General features: G+C 71.9%; 7 protein-coding genes and 1 pseudogene. 3 read left to right on the forward strand and 5 right to left on the reverse strand.

Going from position 1 to position 19,057, the window contains the following annotated elements:
- The 5 genes and pseudogenes from AB0B58_RS25300 to AB0B58_RS25320 all read right to left on the reverse strand — a co-directional run.
- Nucleotides 1-1,971 (reverse strand): annotated as a pseudogene (locus AB0B58_RS25300) (hypothetical protein); the annotation flags it as partial.
- 127 nt (nucleotides 1,972-2,098) lie between these two features.
- On the reverse strand, nucleotides 2,099-2,788 hold the full coding sequence (locus AB0B58_RS25305) for a hypothetical protein (protein WP_360228191.1): 690 nt from the start codon (nucleotides 2,786-2,788) through the stop codon (nucleotides 2,099-2,101).
- Nucleotides 2,789-2,884: 96 nt separating this feature from the next.
- Nucleotides 2,885-3,190 carry a WXG100 family type VII secretion target gene (locus tag AB0B58_RS25310; protein WP_360228194.1) on the reverse strand — a complete coding sequence of 102 codons (306 nt, stop codon included), beginning with the start codon at nucleotides 3,188-3,190 and terminating at the stop codon, nucleotides 2,885-2,887.
- Nucleotides 3,191-3,238: 48 nt separating this feature from the next.
- Nucleotides 3,239-3,559 carry a WXG100 family type VII secretion target gene (locus AB0B58_RS25315; protein WP_360228197.1) on the reverse strand — a complete coding sequence of 107 codons (321 nt, stop codon included), beginning with the start codon at nucleotides 3,557-3,559 and terminating at the stop codon, nucleotides 3,239-3,241.
- Between the two features lie 80 nt (nucleotides 3,560-3,639).
- Nucleotides 3,640-4,263 (reverse strand): response regulator transcription factor, encoded by a 624-nt coding sequence (locus AB0B58_RS25320; RefSeq protein ID WP_360228200.1) that lies wholly within the window; start codon nucleotides 4,261-4,263, stop codon nucleotides 3,640-3,642.
- Between the two features lie 265 nt (nucleotides 4,264-4,528).
- Between AB0B58_RS25320 and AB0B58_RS25325 the strand changes: the two genes are divergently transcribed.
- The 3 genes from AB0B58_RS25325 to AB0B58_RS25335 all read left to right on the forward strand — a co-directional run bounded on the left by AB0B58_RS25325 (nucleotide 4,529) and on the right by AB0B58_RS25335 (nucleotide 18,964).
- Nucleotides 4,529-4,939, forward strand: coding sequence for a YbaB/EbfC family nucleoid-associated protein (locus tag AB0B58_RS25325; RefSeq protein WP_360228203.1), 411 nt, complete (start codon nucleotides 4,529-4,531; stop codon nucleotides 4,937-4,939).
- A gap of 13 nt (nucleotides 4,940-4,952) precedes the next feature.
- A complete protein-coding gene (locus AB0B58_RS25330; protein ID WP_360228206.1) occupies nucleotides 4,953-5,792 on the forward strand; it encodes a hypothetical protein in 840 nt (279 codons plus the stop codon).
- Nucleotides 5,793-5,917: 125 nt separating this feature from the next.
- Nucleotides 5,918-18,964 (forward strand): hypothetical protein, encoded by a 13,047-nt coding sequence (locus AB0B58_RS25335; protein ID WP_360228209.1) that lies wholly within the window; start codon nucleotides 5,918-5,920, stop codon nucleotides 18,962-18,964.
- Nucleotides 18,965-19,057: the final 93 nt, after the last annotated feature.

Genomic DNA, 19,057 nt, shown 5'->3' on the forward strand with positions numbered 1-19,057 from the left:
CAACCCCGAGGAGTCCGGCAGATCCGCAGCGGAACCCCGATCCCCACCCGGCGGCGTCATCGGCATCATCGGCGGCAACCCACCCAGACCCGGCGACCCCGGCAACCCGACACCAGGCGGAAGCTCCAGACCCGGAGGCGTCACCACGCCGTTCCTATCCCGCGCCGAGGCGCCACCAGGAGCATCCGGCACACCCACACCCGGCACACCACCACCCCACGGCGCACTGTCACCACCCACCAACCCCGAGGAGTCCGGCAGATCCGCAGCGGAACCCCGATCCCCACCCGGCGGCGTCATCGGCATCATCGGCGGCAACCCACCCAGACCCGGCGATGCCGGCACACCAGCACCCGGCGGAAGCTCCACACCCGGCGAAAGCCCCACGCCCGGAGGCGTCACCAGCCCGTCCTTGTCCCGCGACGAAGCACCACCAGGAGCATCCGGCACACCCACGCCCGGCACACCACCACCCCACGGCGCACTGTCACCACCCACCAACCCCGAAGAGTCCGGCAGATCCACACCGGAACCCCGATCCCCACCCGGCGGCGTCATCGGCATCATCGGCGGCAACCCACCCAGACCCGGCGACCCCGGCAACCCGACACCAGGCGGCACCACCGCACCCGGCGGCTCCGTCAACTCCGCACCCGGCGGAAGCCCCACACCCGGCGATTTCGGCAGTCCTGCCGGTGAGCCGCCGGAGGGTGTCTCGAGACCCGGTGGTTGTCCACCGTCGAAGGCCGGTACGTCAGCAGCCGGCGGCGGTGAGATCCCGGCGTTCGGCGGGGTGAACCCCTTCTTGGACGGGCTGTCGCCGTCGGACCCGCCTGCCGTACCTCCGCCCGGGGCTGTACCGGGCGGCGGAGTGGTGAACGGTGACGAGCCCGGCGGCATGGCGCGACCCGGCGGCGGCAGCGGCAGGTTGCCCGCACCATTAGGCGTGATCGTCGACGGCGGAGGAAGCGCACCCCCCAGCGGCGGAGGCGGCGCGATCGTAGACGGCTGAGGAGGCGTACCTCCTGGCGGGGGAATCGATGGTGGCGGCGGGCCCGTCGGCGGGGTAGGCGGCGGGTTCGTCGACAGGTCCTTCTGCGGGGGAGGCGGCGGTGTAGGCGGCGGTGTAGGCGGCGGGTTCGTCGACAGGTCCTTGTTCGGCGGATCCGGCAGGGTCGTCGTCGGGTCCTTCTTCGGGGGATCCGGCAGGGTCGTCGTCGGGTCCTTGTCCGGCGGATCCGGCAGGGTCGTCGTCGGGTCCTTCTTCGGGAGATCCGGCGGGGTCTGGCCGCCGTTCGGGGCGGGAGGCTCCACCTCGTTGACGCTGAACAGCGCGTACTCTTTCGCGAGGACCCCGATGATCTTGACCATGTCCTCTTTGAACATCTCGGGCAGGCCTGGAATGCCCTTTATACTCACCAGGCCGTCGACCGTCTCCACGCCCAGCTTCGTGGCCCAGGAGGCGTAGTAGCCGTCGATGTAGGCAGACTGATCCTGCGCCCACTTCAGCACATTGCCACTGTGGAAGAGCTGACTGGGCATCGAAGACGCCGGTCCGGCGGCGTCGCCGTTCTTGATCTTTTCGGCCTGATGCTCGAGAAATTCGCCCAGCAGATCCATCTTGGCGAGGAATGCATTGGCCGCCTTACCCTGCCAGGGCTTACCCTTGCCGACCAGCGCCTTCGCCTGGTCGCGAAGGTTCTTCGACACGCTGGTGACGTAGACCTGCACCAGATTGAACGTGTTGCCCGCCGAGCGAAGGCTCTCCGGGGAGATCATTGCGTTGTGGAGTTGCGCGTGGTCGCTGTTGGAGGCACCCACCCCCGCCGAACCATGGATAGCCGCCTTCAGCTGCCAACCATCCCAGTTCTTCCAGTCATCTCTCAGGCTACCCGACGTGCCGCTGACGACAACCCCCTTGTAGTCGTCGTCGCCGTCGTCGTCTTCATAGAACTGACTATCGCTCGCCACAGCCAACCACCGCCGTTACCTTCGCCGCTACGGAAAGCCTGAATTCTTACGTTCGCGGGCCGCCGGACAACGGCGGGCCGCTCGGCGGCCGGTCGATCCCGCGCCACTCCGACACCGTGAAGAACTGTTAGCCCGACTTCCCACCGAGGCCGCTGATGTCCCCGAACGACTCCTTGAAGATCGCGGCCAGGTCCTCCGAGGAAAGCGCGTTGAGCTCCTCGACCGTGTCGTATTCCTTGACGAGCGTCCCGATGTCCGTCTGCAGGTCAACGAACGACTCCGCCATGCCGGTAAGGAGTAATTCGGAATCCCGCTTGAGGTTGCTGACGTTCTTTTTGAGCTCGGCGGCGTCGCTGAAGAAGCCCGGCCTGGCATCGACGAGCTTCACCTTGTCGCGCGCCAGGACGACATACTTCTTCAGCTCGTCGAGGTTCTTGGCGAAGGTCCGCAGGGCATCGGTGTTGACCTGAATACCCGAGCCGGCGTCGCCCACCTCGTAGTTGGGTACGACGGGAAGAACAGGATCGTCCACGATGTCCGGCTGGGTGGTGTACTTGGAAGGATCAAAGGCCGCATGATTGGCCGGGACAATCTCGATGGTCTTGTGATTCTTCAGGAAGTTCAGATACGCCAGGTAGCCGGCCTTCTCCTCGTCCCTGTACGGACGGTAATCGTCCTTGTCCAGATACGACTGGGCTTGTGCCGCCTGCTCCGCCGTCAGGCAGCCCGGCAGTGGCACCTGCTGGCCATTGACGATGGTGACGAGATTGACGAGGTACTTCGGCTCGATGTCGCGGGTGTCCACTACCACGTTCACGATCTGCTCCTTTCCAATGACGTATGCGCCAGGGGCACGACGGCGCCCGGTTGCCGGCGGGGGGTCTGCTCCGGCAACCGGACACCAGCGGCGGGCTCAGAAACCGGTACGCGTGTTGTCCCAGATCTGGGTTGCCCGCTGCTCTGCGGTGCCGTATCCGTCGGAGATGTTCAAGAGTGCCTGGCGGCCCGCGGCCAAGGCGGCGTTCATCTGGCCCGCGGCCGCATCCCACCGCACCTTTGCTTCGGCGTACGACCCCTGTGCCGCGCCGGTCCATTCGGCGAGGTGACTCTGGGCATATGTATCGAGATTGTTCAGCGCCTCGCGAATCCTACTGTTGATGGCGTCCATGCCATCCAACGTGGAGTCCGCGACCTGAAAGTTGAATTTGTAGGATGACAAGGCTGCGTCCCTTCAGGGAGGTCGGATCGGATACGTGCGGGCCTACCGTCAGACACCCGGGAGCGCGGCGGCGAAAGGCTGCGCCATATTCGTGGCGGTCTCCTCCGCCTCGCTGTACGTCTTCGTGTTGACCCCCATCGAGTCCATCATTCCGATCAACTCGTTGATGACGGTGGTGAAGGCGCTCTCCCAGGTATCCATCGCCTGGTTGAAGCTGTTAGAGGCGGTGCCGACCCAACTGGCCTGCAGGGTGGCCATGTCTCCGTTGATCGTGCGCAGGTATCCGTTGAACGTGGACACCGTGTCGCCGAAGAGATTCGCGGCCGCCTGCATGCCGGGTTCGGTGGTACTGACCAGGTTGCTGGCCATGGGGATCCTCCCGAGACAACTGGATGGGACGTATTCCGGGTCTTCCCGAATACGTGAATTGCCGTGGGTGCCGACGGGCGTCAGATCATCCCGGAGCGCACGGCGTACGCCACGGCATGCGACCGGTTACGCAGGCCGAGGCGGTGGGTCAGCCGGTAGATCACGTTCTTGACCGTGCGCTCCGAGTAACACAGCTTCGCGCCGATCTCGGCGGCGTCGAAGCCGTCGGCCATCAGCCGCAGCACGTCCACCTCCCGCGAGGTGAGTCCGGACGCACTGAGCCCGTACGGGATCAGGACGTCGCGCCGCAGCCGCTCGATGTGCTTGATCAGCTCGCCGACGAGGTGGGGTGGCATGACGCCACCGCCGGCGGCCGCGGACTTGATGCAGTGCACCAGGCGATCGGTCGTCACCGAGGCTCGCGGCACGACGGCCACCACCCGGCACTCGACCGCGGCGAGCAGTTCCGCCTCGCAGATCTGGTCGATGACCAGGACCACGGCCCCCCCTACCTTCGCCGCGGCCTCGCGCAGGTCGGTGATCAGATCGGTCGTCAGCCGGTCCGCCACGACCACCGCGACGTCCGCGTCGGCACGCCGTTCGGCGCCGACCACCGTCACCCCGGCACAGGACTCGAGCAGCTTGGTGAGTCCGGCAAGGCTGAGCGGGTCCACCACCTCGAGGGCGACGCGCACCTGTTCCACTATGACCTCCGACCCTGTCTGCGGGCCTCCACGGTGGCAGACAGTGGCTCTACGGAACCTTCATCGGTTCCCCACATCACCTACATGCGCAGGCAACGCCGTTCATCGATCCGATGGCATCGACAGCCGTGATCCATGGCGACGGTGACGGGCGGGGGCGGGCGGGTAAACCTGGTGCACATTCGACCCGGGTTCGCCGACCGGGCTTGGCTGGCACAGCGGCCTGCCGGTCAACTGGGATTCACGAACCGACGAGGAGGTGCGTATGTCCGGCGAGCGAGACCGGTGCGTCGAGGACCTGCTTCAGCAGTACCAGCGGCAGCGCAGCGGCCTGGCGGAGCTGCACCGCCGGATGCAGGAGGTCTCCGCGACCGCCGTCTCGCCGCGCCGTGAGGTCTCCGTGACGGTCAACCACAACGGCGGCGTCACTGACATCAAGTTCACCGGCAGCGCGTACCGCCGCATGACGCCGCAGGAACTGTCCGCCGTGATCATGCGGACCCTGCACGACGCCCGGGAACAGGCGGCCGATGAGGCGGCACGGATCATCGCGCCCATCCTCCCCGAGGGCCTGAACGCCCGCGATGTGGTGTCCGGGCGCCTCGGCACGGAACAACTCGTACCGTCCAACGGCCCGCGCATGCCGCAGGTGGTCCGCGAACAGCTGGCGCGCTAGGGAGGAAAGCCCCATGCCCAACCACTCGCTCACGGTCGACACCGAACAGTTGGAACTCCTCGCCGGCCCGTATGACCACGCCGCCCAGCGCTTTCACGCGCTCGGCTGCCAGGTCGAGCGCATCAAATCCCGGTACGCGAACGCGTGGGGCAACGACGACCTCGGCCAGCAGTTCGGCCCGGCATTCGTCAGCGGCCTCGAAGGCCTCCAGCGGCGCGTCGACATCCTGAGCCGAACCCTGAGCTACTACGGCGACGGCCTGCGGGCAAACGGGCGGACCCTCCGGGAGGCCGACGACGACGCACGGCGGATCACTACGCTCCTGAACAGCGCCCTTGCCGCCGACGGTGGGGCGGACGCACCGCCGGGAGCCGAGGTCAGGCTCGCCCGCAACGCCGTGCACGTGACCCCGCCCGACGCAGCTCTGAGCCGGGCGAATGGCCACGTCGTCCACAACGAGTTGGTGGAGCTGGGCCCTCTGAAGTCCCGCGAACACGTCACCGTACCGGCGATGCTCGCCGCACACATCGCCGTACCGGGAATGCCCGCCGAACACGGCACCACACCGGGGATGCCCGCCGAACACGGCACGGTACCGGCGATGCTCGCCGCACACATCGCCGTACCGGGAATGCCCGCCGAACACGGCACCGTACCGGCGATGCTCGCCGCACACATCGCCGTACCGGGAATGCCCATCGAGCACGCCACCGTACCGGGGTTGCCCGCCGACTCCGTCGCTGCCTGGTCACCGGAGGAGAACCTCACGCCCGGCCAGCAGCGCGGTGAGACCATCGGTGTCGCGAAGCACCGAGTGGAATGGAAGCCGGACGAGAGCCAGGACGAAGGCTAGGCCGGGACCGAGGGTGGCGCATGCGGCATCGGACGGCGGCGGATCCCGCACCGGCCCGCCCCGGGCCGGCGTGTGCCACCGCCTGCTGACGGCACGTACTCCCCGGCGGTACCGACGTGGTTAACATGTACATTCCGGACGATCCGGAATGGCAGTGGGCGTACGACGCCATCCTCTACACCTCCGGCGAGCAGTGGCCGCAGGCCAACGAGGCCGATCTGCGCGCCATGGCGCAGGAACTGGCCGGCTTCTCGCAGCAGCTCGCCAGCGCGGCCGGCGGCGTGAACAACCTGTCGTCCCATGTCTTCAGCGCCATGGAGGGCCAGCCGGCCGATGCGTTCCACCGGGCGACCCGGCACGTCATGGACGACGTACCCAAGGGCGCGTGGATGGCGAACCAGCTCAGCCAGCAGGCAAGCGATTTCGCCCTCGACACCGAACAGACCAAGTACACGGTCGCCATTGCGATGATCAGCCAGGTCATCGAGATCTTCGCAGCGCTGGCATCGGGTTTCGCATTCCTGGTGCCGTTCCACATCGAGGTGGGCGGCGCCATCGTGCGGGCCCTCATCCAGAGCTTCAAGCTGCGGCGGGCCGCCTCGGGCGCTCTGCACCTGACCTGGGAGGCCATCGACGAGGGCATCGAGGAAGGCATGGAGAACGCCCTCGCCCAGTCGATCCAGTGGGCCGAGGGCAACCGGAAGACATTCGACGCCACGGGGTTCGGGCTGGACGTGCTGATGGGTGGACTCGTCGGCGTCAACCACGCGGGTCTCAAAAGTGTCGGCGACAAGGTTGCGCCGAAGGCCACCCACAGCGCTCTGGGCCACGGCGGGCTGGAAGCCCTCGCCGAGATACCGGTGGAAATGGGTGCGGCGGCCGTCCTGGGCGGCAATCCCGACCTGCTCGCCACCGGCGTCTCCGGTGTCCTGAGTGGGGCGGCCTCCAAGAAGGCGCACGACTGGGGCCAGGCGATCGCCGGTAACCCCCCACCGCCGGGGCCGCCGCACCCGATCGGCCCCGGCGGACCGTCGACAGATCCCACCTTCACGGTGCCGACCGGGCCGTCCTCGACGGGCGGCGGCGGATCCGACGCATTCGCCGACTCGACCGCCTCCGGCATCCCGGACGGACCCGCCGTCGGCTCCAACGGCCCGGCCGGCGGCGCAGAAGCAGGCACCCCGGCCGGTTCTTCGGTGTCTGCGACCGGACCCTCCGGCACCGCCACGGTGGTCGAAGGCCCCCCGACCGGCCCTGCGGGCACCCTCCCGAACAGCACCCTCCCGAACAGCACGCCCTCCGCCAGCTCGCCACGTGCGGCGTCCGCCGGACCCGACGGACCGTCATCGAACGGTTCATCCGGCGGCAACCCGATGGCAGCCAGCGATGGGGGTCTGCCCGGACTTGAGCCCATGCGGGTTGATCCGGCAGACCCGAACGCGGGTGTCACCCGCCGCGACAGCCCCAGCACGCCCACCGCCGCGGTGCCTACGCCTGCCGGCGGTGAAACCGCCAGCGCCGCGCCGAGCACCGGGGCAGCCCCGGCCGCGGCCAGCGTCGACCCGGTGCCACCGCTGACGGGCGGTACACCGCCTGCGCCAAACCCCGGCACGACAACCACTGACCACGCCACCGGCCCGATCCCCACGGCCGCTCCATCACCGGCCACTGACATCGGCATTCCCCCAACCACCACATCGCCGCAACCCACCACGGACCCGGCCCCGACGCAGAACCCGGACGCGCCATCGGGCACCATCGGTATGCCGCCGCCGGCGACGCCCGTACCGTCAGGCAGTACGGCCACCTCCGCGGCGCCCACCCCCGCGGGCTCCCCAGCCGCCAGCACCGCAGCGACACCGAATCCCTCGCCACCGGCCACGGCCGCGAGCACCGGCACCGCCCCGGCCCCGAGCCCGGCGCCACGAGCCGACGTCACCGGTACATCGCCAGCGGCGAACCCGCCCACAGCGTCCGGCCCGGACAGCAGCGCACGACCGGTGTCCGACGCGGCGGGCGCGACACTGGCGGCCCCGGAGGCGGCCGGCGATGCCGGCCCATCCGGAGCCCCGGCGGCCGGTTCCACCCCGTCGGCGAGCCACCCGGTACCGCAACCGGCCAGCGTCGCCGCCGTCGGCAACGCTCCGGTACCGTCCGGGTCTCCGGCTAGCGAGCCGGCGTCGTCGGCCTCCCCGGTCACAATGGCCGATCCGCAGTCACCCGGCGCCGGTCCCCCTGCACCGCCGACGACGTCAGCCACCACCCCTGCCCCCACCGCCCCGCCAGGGACGAGCACCCCGCCAGGGACCAGCACCCCGCCCGCCGTCGCGGCGCCGTCCGCCCGGGTCGTTCCGCCGCCGGACCTGGGGCCGGCGAGCCTTCAGCCAAGTGTTGGGTCGACCGTGGGCCCAGCCCATTCCCAGGCGCCGGGTCCCGTGGCGCAGACCGACAACGCGGCGCGGGCGGCGACACCGGCGCCGGCGCCCGAGTCGTCGCCGTCTGCGATAGGAACGCGGATGCCACAGCCAGCCGCCGGTCCGGTCCCGACCCTGACCCCTGCCCCGGCACCTGCCGCCGTCCAAGCCCCGACCCCGGCGCTTGCCCCAGCACTTGCCCCGACCCCAGCACCTGCCCCGGCGCCGGAGACCAGCGGTCGGCCCGCGACGGCAGCCGAGATGCTGGCACGGGGCACCGAGCCCGCTACCGCCGAGACACTCCGGGTCCCGACGGACCGCGCCTTTGGGGGCGGCCTAACCACCGAATTCTCCGGCGGGCACGCCGCGTTGCGTGACACCGAGGCACCCGTCCTCGACCACGGTGCTGAACCAACTGCACCCGCCGTACATCCCTTGACGGAGGTGCCGGCGGCTCAGCACGACGTGTCCGCCCCCGCAGCCACGAAGCCGGACGCCCCGTCCGGCGCAGCAGTCCGGGAGGTGCTCCGGACGGAGACCGGCACGTCGAAGCCGTCCGCGCACGAGACGTCTGCGCGTGAGCCGATCGCATCCGCGCGCGAGTCGGGCGCCACCATGCCGCGTGCGATCGAGTCGCCGTCGTCCGCGGGTGGCCTGGTCACCGAGCGGCCGCCGGTGCCGCACGACGCCGACACCTCTGCCATGCCGCACCACGCCCTGCTCGGCGACGGCACACCGCCCGCTGTCGACGGCGTGCACCCGAACGGCACGCACCTGGACGGCACGCGAACCCCAGACGGCACACACACCCCGGCGTCGGCGAGCGTGGAGGAGCGGACGGCTCCGGTCTTGCCTGTGATGGACGGCGTGCAAACCCCGTCGCGGGCGCCGAAGCCGGTGCGGTCGGCGACCCGGCCGGCGTCGGCTGCCACGTCGATGGGTGGGCTGCTCGGGCACCGTGGTGCGCAGCCGTTCCGGGAGGCCCAGCAGCAGTACGGTTTCCGCCAACTCGGCGCGCCGGTCCGGATCGGCGAGGTCGGTGAGCGGACAGCGGCCACTGCGGACCTGCCCGCCTACCTGGCCACGGTGCCGGTCACCCCCGGCACCGACCTGCGGGCGCTGATCGACGCGTACGCCGCCGGGTTCAACGAAGGCACCGGGCAGGGGCGGTTCGGGCTGGTCATCGGTGTCAACGGGTTCGGCCGGTCGTTCGACGATGCGCAGATCCTGGCGACGGTCGAGCAGATCGCCCGGGTCGGGGCGCCGTTCCCGGTGGCGGTGTTCGGGTTCTCGTGGAACAACAGCCGGATCGCGGCGGGGGCGGGACCCGGGCAGGACACGATCCCGTACGCGGCGATCCGAGAGACCCTGGTCCGCCATCCCGCCGCCGAGCAGCTGCTCCAGGACCTGAAGGCGCAGGCCGGGGACAATCCGACGTTCCTGCACACCGGCGACGCGGACGTCGACTCGATGGCGGGGCTGTTCAACCGGGTGGACGCGGCTCTGGCCGGTAACCCGGACGCGCAGCTGGTCAGTGGTGGCTACCGCTTCGAGGTGGACGCCCCCGCGATCGTGCGCCAGGCGAACACCCGGGACCTCGCCGTACGCGACGCCATGGCCAGGGTCGACCCGCGCGCGGTGTACCTGCCGGAGCCGAACACCTTCGTCCGGGTCGATCATCCGACCCTGGAGAAGGACATCACGTTCGGGGTGCGCTCGGAGTCCGGCACGCTGCACTACACCTCCAAGGAGGGCCGCGGGCTGGTCGACTCGGTGCTGCGCAACCGGCAGCACCTCTACCTGGAACCGGGCGCCTTCACCGTCTTCGACTCGTCGCTGGCGGTGCGCACGGAGAGCCGGCGGCTGCTGCGCAACTTCGACCCGGCCCGCCCGGACAGCATTCCGCAGAGCCACGCCGACCAGGCCACCTGGGTGGGCCAGGTGCAGCACCTGATCCAGACCGCGCCGGAATACCAGGGGATCGACCCGAATCTCGCCCAGCGGTTGTCCCGGCTGGCGTTCCACAGTGTCGAGCCGGTCGGCGAGGCCGAGCAGCGCGCGATCGTGGCCGAGCTCCGAAGCTATCGGGGCCAGGCCCGGCCGCTGCGCCAGCTGGCCGCCGAGACGCACGCCGCACTTCAGGCGAACCCGTATCCGGCGGCGCACTCCCCTGCGCAGGCGCCCCCGGTGCAGCCCGCGGCGGCCCCCCAGCAGATCGACGCGCCGCGGGCCGCGCAGCCGAACCTGCCCGCCGAGTGGCGGCAGGCGTACGCCGAGGCGGTGCCGCACCGGCTGCGCACCGAGCGGTACAACCCGGCCCGCGACCCGATCGTGCCCGGCACCCACCTGCTGCGTGGCGAGCTGACCACGATCGACTTCCAGGTACGCGAGTTCCGGACCCCGGACGGCACGAACGTACGGGCATTCGACGTACATCTCGACTTGGTGTCACGCGGCGACGTGCTGTCGCCGCAGGCCCGTGCCGCGTACGCCCGGTCGGTGCAGGACACGATCGGTGAGATGGTCAACGGGCGCCACACCTTCCCCGGCGGCCACGTCATGTACGTGAACCTGACCTTCGACACCCCGCCCTGGCGCGACGGTATGCTGAACGACTGGGCCGACGACCCGTCCCGCAACCCGCCCGTCGAGGTTGTGGCCGACCAGGGACTCGACACCCACCAGCACCAGTGGAACCTGGGCCACAGCCCGGCCGTCGGCGTACACGAGGTGATGCACTACCTCGGCGCGACCGAAGGGTACGCGTCCGAGGCCCGCCTGTTCCGCACCCCGGACCGCCCCGGCGTCATGGGCCCGCAGGTGCACACCCTGCCCACCCACCGGTCGCAGGGCACAGCCGACTACCTGACCGGGCAGGACCTGACGCGCATCCACGACGTGGCGCAAACCGCCGGGATGGTCCGCGACCGACCGGTCGCCACGCCGACGCCGGCGGATCCGCCGCCTGCCGGAACGGCGGCGGCGAACGCGCACACGGCGTCGCAGGCACCCATGGGGTTCGCCGACCCGATGGACGACGCCGACGACCTGTCCCTGTCCGGCATGGAGATCGAGGACGCGGTGCCGGACTCGGTGTTCCAGCAACCCGACGGACGGTGGGCCGACCGGGACGACCCGTTCCAGTCGACGTTCGGCACCGCCGCGGAGGCGGCCGCACACCGCGAAACGTACGTGGACTTCTGGGAGTCCCTGAACCGGGTCGAGTGGAGCCGGCCGGACCTGAGCACCCGGACGGTCCGGTCCACCACCCGCGCCGGCACCCACCAGCTCTACGGCACCGGTCAGGGCGTCACGACCTGGCACTACCTGCGCAACCTGGGCACGGCCGGGGTGCACAGGTCCGCGCGTGACGTCGCCCTGGTGCTGGACGAGCTCATCAACCGGTCGGACCACCTGCTGCTCGGCGTCCGGGACCGGGAGATCCCGCTCGACACCGTGCTCGCCGGACCCGACGTGAACGCGGCCCTGAACTGGGCCCGCCAGCAGCTGCCGTACTCGCGCGGGTCCGGGGCCGACACCCTGGTCGTGCGGACCGACGGCGGACGGATCGTGGTGCAGGGCCGCCCAGCGTTCACCGAGGTGGCCCGCAACCTGCCCGGCATGGCGAGCACCTTCCACCGGCGGCACATCATCGCCTGGCACAGCATCAGCGGCGCCGTACAGAACGCCGTCAACCAGATCCTCGACCGGGCAACCACCGTCGGAGGGCGGGCCGCCGCGCGGCAACACCTGACCGAGCTGTTCCAGGCCTTCCTCGACGTGTACGGCCCGCCCCGCCCAGCGACGGCCAACGGCGGCACCGCACCCGCCCCCGGCTTGGAAGACCTGATCGCCGACAGCCTGCGGGTCCTCAACAGCAACCCGCACAACCTGTGGGGCGGCCCCGGCTACGAGAACACCCTGATCAACACGTACCAGAACGAGCTACGGGGAATGGCCGGGTGGGTCGCCGGCCGCACCGACCCGGACGCCCTCACGTTCCTGGGCGACGTGACCACACGGCTCGACGCCCGCCTCGCCCGGTCCCGCAACCGCGACTACCGGCGCATCGTGGGCACCCTTCGTGAGGTGCTGGGCCAGTTCCAGCCCACGGGCGGCATCCCGGTCGGCCGGGAGGTGGCCGGCCTGCTCACCCAGATCGCCGACACCTACGAGGTCGACCGCCCGTATTTCGAGGAGTGGCAACGACAGCAGACCCGCCCGGCCGACCAGCGGCTCAACGTGGGACTGCTCGGCATCGCCCCGGCCTTCCTCGACTGGGCGGACGGACGATTCCCCACCACCGCCACCGCCACGGACGTGTCGACGGACCTGGTCCAGGTGCTCGACAGGTACATGCGGAATCCGCATCCCGCGCCGCCGAACCCCAATCCGCAGACCTGGTCGCACGCTCCCCCGCCGACCCTGGGCAGCCAGACAGTCGTGGCGCTGCGCGACCATTCCGGGCGGGTAGTGGGAGCCGCCTTCGAGAATCCGGCCATCCGCGCGGACCCGGCCAGCACCGCGCCGCTCCCGGCGGCCGGCCGGGACGGGACGGACCGTACGCCCCGGCTGGACGACGACGCGTCGGCACCCGCCGCCACGCTTGCCGTGCGTTTCCCCGACGGCAGCCGGATGCCCGACGACCCGCGGTGGCTGCTGTCCTCCGGAGTGCTGGGACTGCGCCTGCCCGACGAGGTCTCGGCACGCATCGGCGCCGCTCTCCACCTGCCGTCCGACGCGCAGGAGACACTTACGCTGGCGCTGCGCCACCAGCCACAGGACTTCACCGGGGACGGGCACGCGCTGTTGCTTCCCGACGGCGGTGGGGCCCACCGGGTAGAGACGCGGATCGCCGCGTACGGCAACTGGGAGCGGCACCAGCCGCCGGAGCGCGCGAGCACCGCAACCGTCACGGGCACGTCCCGGTCCGGCGAGCACACCACGACCGGCACCCGGTCGGTGTCCCTGGCCGACCAGCGGGCGCTCGGCGGATCCGTGTCGGTCAGTCCCGCCCTGGTGCTCGGCGGGCTGGGCGAGATCGGCGTCCGGGTGTCGGCTGACCGCGGCTACCGCTACGGCTGGCAGTCGGCGATCGGCCGCTCCTGGACGGTCAGCGCCGACACCTCCACCCACCTGCACGTCGACGACGTGTTCTACACGGCGACGCGAACCGGCCCGGACGGCGAGACGACTGCGGCCGTGACGTTCGCTGTCCGCAGTGGACTGGAGCTGTGGCTGCCCGACAGCGTCACCGCACCGCAACCACCCGCGCACCGGCTACCCACCGTGCTGGGCTTCGCCGACGGCCACAGGTTCATCACGCCCGCCGTCGAGGGCGTCGAGCCGGTCCACGCGCGGCTGACCCAGCACAGCGGCCGGCGCTTCGAGGACTTCGTCGCCGACCTGTTCCCCGGCCTGCACCCCGCCGGCATCGCAGACCTGCACCGGCATCTGAGCTCGAACGGGCTGCGCCAGCACCTCCCCGAAATGCTGGACGGATGGTGGACGGTGCCGGGCACGCCGGCCCGGCTGCGCGCCGTACCGGTCACCGCGGAGCTGGTGGGCGCGGACCCGGAGGTCGGCCTGGACGTGGCGGTGACGACCAGCGGCACACACACCCGCGGGCTCACCGGTGCCCGCACCGTGGAGGGCAGCATGTTCGCCGGCGGCACGTTCCGGGCCCCCGGCGGCCGCGGCCGCGCCGGAGCGGGACTGCGGGCGGCCCGGTCAGCCGCCGCGACCACGACGCTCGGGGGCAGCGCCGCCCGGCGCGGCGCCACACGGACCGCCGGGCCGACCGGGCGGTACGACGTCAGCTTCACGCTCGACATCAGCAACGCCGAAACGGGTTCAACCCAGCGGATCCCCGGCGGGCGGGCGCTGCTGCGCCTCGGCGCCGCCGACGCCCGGCGGCTCGCCGGCTGGGCCCCGGAGAACCGCCCAGCCGCCGCGCTGGCCGAACCCGGGCCACCCGCGAATCTGACGGTCGACGCCCCGTTCGGGCTGGGCACCACCGTCCAGCCGATCGACCTGGTGTCGGCGGATCCCGGCGGCCAGACGGTGGTGGTGGCCGAATTCGCCGAGCGGACCGTTGCGGCCCTGCATGCAGCCCACCCGGACCTGATCGCCGGCCCGCTCGGCGGCGCGGGCAACGACCGGGCGCAGCGCAACCTGGCGCGGCTGCGCGCGGAGCTGGACCACGACGCGGTACTCGCCCAGCTGGACCGGGCGGGCCAGCCGGGCGGCTGGTCCGTCGCGCTGGAAGGTGGCGGCTTCATCGACCGCAACGCCCGCGTGGTGATCCGGGCGCGGCTGAGCGAACGCCGCTTCGAGGGCACCGGCATCGATCGCCGGCCGTTGTCGGAGGTGTCCCGGACCACCCGGCTGGGCGCGGCCCACACGGTGTCCGGCACGCGGGACGCCGGTCCGGAGGCGTCGGTCGCGGTGGCCAAAGGAATGGACGTCGCCGTCCGGGCCCGGCGGGTCTGGCAGCACAACTGGAGTGCCGACGTCGGATACACCACGTCGTCCACCACCGCCCGCACACCGGAGGTGGGCGCGCACCACTGGAGCTACCGGCTGGAGCTGTCGTCGGAGCTGGTCTCGACGCCGCGGCACCGGTATCTCCTGCGCGACGCGGTCGTCGCGCGCACCCGGCGGCGGGACCTGGTCTCGGCCGCCGATCCGGTCAGCGGCCGGCTCCACCTGCTCAGCACGGCGGCGCTCGCCGCGGACGAGCCGGTGCCCGGCCGGGACGCCCCGGCCGTACGGGCCGTCGCGGACGCCGACCCGAATCGCACCCGGCTGCTGGCCGGGGCGCCGGTACGGCCACGCCGCGACCTCCCCCTGCTGCGCCGCCCGTACGACGTTCTCGCGGTGGCCGACACCGGACTGCTGACCGACCAGGCGCACCGGGTGCTCGCCGAGGTCACCGGCGGCCGCTGGGATTTCCAGCAGCCGGGCGGTGCGGCGCACGACGCGGTCGAGGAGGAGCTGTCCCCGCTGCGCGCCGTCGCGGACCTGCCGAGGTATCTGTCCGGCGGCGCCACCACGGCCGGGCTGTTCGGCGTCGGCGCGTTCACCGATCGCGTGGCCACACTGGTGGTGGAGAGTGAGATCGATCCCGGCCGTACCGCCCTGGTGACCCGGCCCACCTGGGCCGTCCCGCTGGTACACCGGTACGGGATGGAGACCGTGCTCGGCACCTCCACCGGCCGGACCCGGTCGCTGTGGCGGTTGACGGCCTCCGCGTCCTACGGGCGCGCGGTCGGCTCCCCACCGGCCGCCGGTACGGCCGGCGCGGTCGGCGGAGCAGTTCTCGGCGGCAGCGCCAGTGTCGGCTACCAGCGGGGTTCGTCCATCGGGGCGGGCACGAACCTCACCGTCGGCGTCACCCGGGGACAGCGCGTGTCCCGACCGACGGTGGTGGTCCGGGCATCTGCCACCCACCACGTCCACGCGGTGGCCCGGCGCACCGGCTGGCTCGCCGACGCCGGGCGGCTGTTGACCGGACCGGCCGAGGCACTCGCCCGCCTGGGAAGCGCGGAGCCGGGGCAACGGTCGTTCTCGCCGCCCCGGTACGCGGGCCGCAGCGTCTCGTCGCCGGACGGCGTCCTGTTGCGGGTCCTCGCCGAGGACGCCCGATCCGAGGGCCTGCTGCCCGCTCACTCGGTGGACGGCTCACCGGCGTACGCTCCGCCCGGCTCGCCGCCATGGCACCTACCGCAATGGCACGGCTCCTCAGCGGGTCTCGCTCCGCTTGTTCGCGGGATCGACACGCAGGCGGCGGTCGAGGCCCTGCGCAGCGAGGCGGCCCGGCACGGAGTGCCGCACCTTTCCTCCACCGACCCGCTGCGCAACCTGCGAGGCAGCCTCGACCAGATCCTGACCGCCCTGTCGGAACCCGCCTCCCGCAGCATGGCCGACGTGATGACCCGCCACGGTGTGACGTTGCGGGTGGAACGGTCCGGGCTGCTGCGACTCGCGCACGGCCGCGTCACCCTGGAGCTGCTGCGCGACGGCGCACCACGGTTCACCGGCCTCGAGTACGGCGTCGAACTGTCCGAGTCCGTCGGGGTGACGGCGGCGACTCAGCGCTCCGACAACGACGCCAGCGGCCGCTCGTGGGGCTTCGAGCTGCGCGGCGGTACCGGGCCAGGAGACGGTGCGCTGCGCAACCTCCGCGCCGGGATCGGCGGCTCCGGAGGGTTCGAGTCAAGCCGCGCCACCGGCGAATCCCGGTCGTGGTCGCGCACCGCCGAGCTGGCGACCACCGGGCCGACGGCAGTGTTCGAGGGCCCGCTGACCATGCGGATCACGGCTGACCTCGGCGACACACGGCTGGTCGCGTCCGCACCGGCAGGCGTGGCCGAGGAGCGGATCCCACTGAGCAGCACCGTGCCGGACCCCGGCGGCCCACCGCAGCGGCGCGCCGACACCGTGGTCACCTGGCCCCAGTACCCGCCCGGCGGCCCCGCCGGGGCCGAGACGCCGCTCGGTGAGCTCCTGGCCGCCTGGCGGTCCGACCCGGATGCGTTGATCCTGCCGCCGGGCGCGTTCGTGGCGCACGTGAGTGCCGTCTCCGAGCTGCGTGCCGCTGCCGAGCTGGTGGTCCGGGTGGCGACGCTGCGCCCGCGGGACCGGCCGGGCGCGGTGCTCGGCCCGCATCCACCACCCTCGTTGCAGCGGATGCTCGCGCCCGGCCGTCCGGCGGCGGAACTGCTCGTCGGAGCGCTGAGCGACCCGGTGCTGCGCGCCACGTTGCCGTTGCTGGCCGCCGCGGCCACGCCGGAGTCGTCGCCGTTGCGGGTCGAGCTACCCGCTGACGGCGTGTTGGGCGGGCATGACGTGCTGTTGCAGGTGATCGCGCGGCCGCGGCGCACCGGCGCGCGACTGCTCACCGTCGCCGACGGCGTCACGCTTGCCGGGCGGGTCCCGCCGGGTGCGGAGTCCCGCGACCAGGTGGCCCTTCGCCGGGGTACGGAGGGGTCAGCCGGCGCGGTGGACGGCGCCGGGATCACACCGGCGGGCGGGGCGGTGCTGCGCTTCCCCGGCGCAGACGTTGATACGGGCGCCGGCCTGTCCACTGTCCTCGGAGCGGACCCGGTGGCGCGCGACACCGGCGAGACGAGGTCGTCCGGCGGAACCTCCGCCGTCAACCTCGCGCCGGAACGCGCGTTGCTGTTCCGGCTACCGGCCGACTGGTGGCTGGTAGCAGAGGTGATCGCCGGTTACCCATCAGCGCCAGTGGTGGCGCAGGTCGCCGACGCCGAGGGAGCGCACGTGTGGCTCACCGTCGGCCAGGCGCGGGACCTGCGGCTGATCGACGACCACACGTTCCCCGCCGTCGTCGTCGCCGCCTGGGACTCCGTACGGGACACTGCGGATGCCTGGAGCGGCCAGGCGAGCCGCTACGACGACATCCGCAACCACCTCGACGTCGCCCAGCGCGAGTACGAACAGGAGCGAGACGAATACGAACAGGCTGGGATCGAGGACCGGCACCGCGCCCTGGCGGCGCTGCACGCGCGCCGCGACCACCTGGCCGCGACCCTGCACGACCTGCGCAGCGCCCGACACGTCGCGGCGCTGTCCGCGGCCGACCTGCGCGCCGCTCGGCGCGCCGCGGACGCGCTGACGGTGTGGTACGGCACGCCGCCCGGCGAGCGCGCCGGTGAACCGCCGCACGCCTGGGCCGGTGCCGCCGAGCCGGACCTGGGCGTACCGGAGATCGTCTCGCGGTATCGCAGACCACCATCGGACGGGACCGGCGGCGACGCCGAACTGATCACGCCGGACGGCGACATGGTCCGGATCGAGGGCGACTGGCCGGCCCGCGACTCCTTCCTGTCGGCATTGCACGCGGCCACCACGACACCCGCCGACGCCCCGGCCACCCCGGCCTGGACGAACGGGATGCGGGACCGGCTCGCGGATCGGCTCCGCGCCATGAGTACCACCGAGACCTGGGCGGGCTTCTTCGCGCCGGACCGCGAGGAACGCTTCGGCGCGGCGGAGGTGCGGCGCGCCGGGGTGCCGTTGGACGATCGCGCGAGCCGCGAATTCGAGGACACCTCCCTCGTACCCGATGGAGTCGATCTGGCGAACCTGCCGGACGTCCGCGGCAGTCTGGCCGCGGAGTCCCTGCTGCGCGGCGGGGACCACCCGGGCGGCCACACCGGCGGTGACCTGGCGCCCGCGGCGGCTGCCGCGGTGCTGGGACGCGCCATCCGGGTCATCCGTGCCGACCTGGGCTACCAGGATTTCGAGCAGTCACCGGCCGGGTCGGACCCGGAGGTCGTGTTGTACGTCGAGGACGGTCGGTACCGGGTAGTGCGGCCCACGGGCCGCTCCCACGCCGGGGAGCCCGGGTCGTGGCAGATCACCACCGGAGCGCCCCGGGTCACGGCGCCGGATGGACGAACCGGATTCGACCTGGGCCCGGGCTACCCGGACCTCGTCGACGGCGTGGCCGCCGGCCTAGCCCGCCTGGATCCGGACCTGCACCTGCGCCTCGGGCTGACCGGCGCGGTGGACCTTGCCGACGCGGTACGGGCGGTCGGCGCCGCCGTGTCCGCCGACCTGAACGCGTGGATGGCGGCGGTCAGCCGCACCTTCGGGATGCCCCTCACGGTCGTGCTCCCGGACGGCCGGGCGTGGCACACCGGGCCGCCCGGCGGTGCTCGGGTGGTCGTGGTCCTGGAGTCGGGCACCTGGCACCCGGCGTGGCCATCGGAAGGGGAGGCGATGGCATGAGCGAGCTTGCGAGCGAATCATCGGCTCAGTGTCTGACTCATGACATCGCCGGAGCGCCAGCGGAGGCGATGGCATGAGCGAGCCTGCGAGCGA

This window comes from Actinoplanes sp. NPDC049118, assembly GCF_040648555.1.
Classification (GTDB): domain Bacteria; phylum Actinomycetota; class Actinomycetes; order Mycobacteriales; family Micromonosporaceae; genus Actinoplanes.